We start from the raw sequence: 1,677 nt of genomic DNA, 5'->3' as shown, positions 1-1,677 counted from the left end.
GCCATCGGCCTGGCCGTCTACACCTGGCACAGCCTGCGCAGGGGAGCCGCGTCGATCATCGACGTCCGTCTGTTCGGCAATCGGTTGTTCGCCAGCGGGACGGTGGCGGTCTTCCTCGTCGCGATCGCGCTGTTCGGCGGCATGCTGCTGCTTCCGCTGTACTACCAGACCGTCCGCGGTCAAGGCGCACTCAACGCCGGCCTGCTGCTGGCCCCACAAGGCCTCGGCGCGATGGTGGCGATGGTGGTCGCAGGCAGGCTTACCGACCGGATCGGGGCGGGCTACGTCGTGCCTGTGGGCGTCGTGCTCGCAGTGGTTGGCACGTTGCCGTTCACCCAGTTGGGCATCGATACGTCCTACGCGTGGCTGTGTGTCGCCCTGTTCGTGCGCGGCATGGGCCTCGGCTCGGTCATGATGCCGACGTTCGCGGCCGCCTACTCGAACCTCGGCAGTGACTCGGTGTCACGGGCGGCGCCGTCGTTGTCGGCAATCCAGCAGGTTGGGGCGTCCCTGGGTACTGCGTTGCTGGTGACGGCGTTGACGCAGCGCCTCACGAACCAACTCACCTCCGCCGGACTCGAGTCCCAAGGCGGCGGAACCGATCAGATGAGCGGCGTACCGCCGGAGGCGATGCCGATCGTCGGTCCACTCCTCGCCGACTCCTTCGGGTTCGCGTTCTGGATAGCGACCGCCCTCACCGCGCTGATCATCATTCCTGCGTTCTTCCTGCCCCGGCACGCGGCGCGGGATGGCGAGAAGGTGCCCACCGTCGTAGGCGGGTAGCCCTAGCGTCCTGGTAAGAGCCGCAACGAATTACATCGATGTTGTTTGTGACTTAAGTTTCATTAGGTTGAAAAGTGTCGTACGGTGCGAATGACACTTTTTGGGGAAGAAGTGTCACAGGGCGTGCAGTGATGCCGCTGTTACATCGGTGGCTTACGGCCCCGACGCTTCGCTGCGCGCCACTGTGAACGCGATCTCCCCGGGTGAACCGACCGAGGGAGCGACCAGTGAGGCGAAGGTCGAACACATCGGACACCTCGCGCGCGAGGAGGCCACGAGGCTGGTTGCGCGCGTCGAATTCGACATTGCGCATAGGTTGCGGGGCACTGCTCGCCACCGTCATTGCGGTTGCCTCCGGCGCCTCGGTTGCGGCTGTCCCGCCGCCGCCGCCCAACCCGACCGACGGCGACATCGCCTCTGCGACAGCGCAAGTCGATGGCGCGGTCGGCCTGGTGGGTTCACTGATCAACGAAGTCGCTTCTGCCAACGAACAATTGCGGCGGCTCGACGACGAGGTCGCAGTCCGCCGCGAGGACGTCAACAAGGCGCTCGTCGATCTGCAGGACGCGCGAGAAGCAGCCGATACCGCCGCCACGATCGTCGGCACCGCGCAACAGGCTGTGAATGACGCCAATATCCAGATCGAACAGGCGCAGCAGCGATTCGACCGTGCGGCATCTCGCACCTACACGCAGGGCAACGACGCGGCGTCGATCGCGTCCTATCTCGGCGCGGAAAATCCCGACGAGGTTCTCGACCGGGCACAGGTGCTCGCAATGATGACCAAGGCGCAGCAGGCGGTGCTCGACGGCCTACAGCGCGCTCGTGCGGAGGAAGCGAACAAGGTATCCGCGGCACGCAAGGCGAAGTCGGACGCCGATGCGGCGGCGGTGC

2 protein-coding genes are annotated in these 1,677 nt (G+C 65.6%); both read left to right on the top strand.

What is annotated here, in order from left to right; genetic code table 11:
* On the top strand, window positions 1–783 hold a 783-nt coding region (locus tag A8G08_RS24485), incomplete at its 5' end, for an MFS transporter (RefSeq protein WP_157108778.1).
* Window positions 784–1,088: 305 nt separating this feature from the next.
* Window positions 1,089–1,677, top strand: a 589-nt coding sequence (locus A8G08_RS24480; RefSeq protein WP_425394596.1) for a coiled-coil domain-containing protein, incomplete at its 3' end; no start/stop codon positions are given.

The organism is Aldersonia kunmingensis, from assembly GCF_001646865.1.
Lineage (GTDB): Bacteria > Actinomycetota > Actinomycetes > Mycobacteriales > Mycobacteriaceae > Aldersonia > Aldersonia kunmingensis.
Note: the sequence above shows the minus strand (reverse complement) of the source record. Positions and strands in the feature narration are given on the sequence as shown.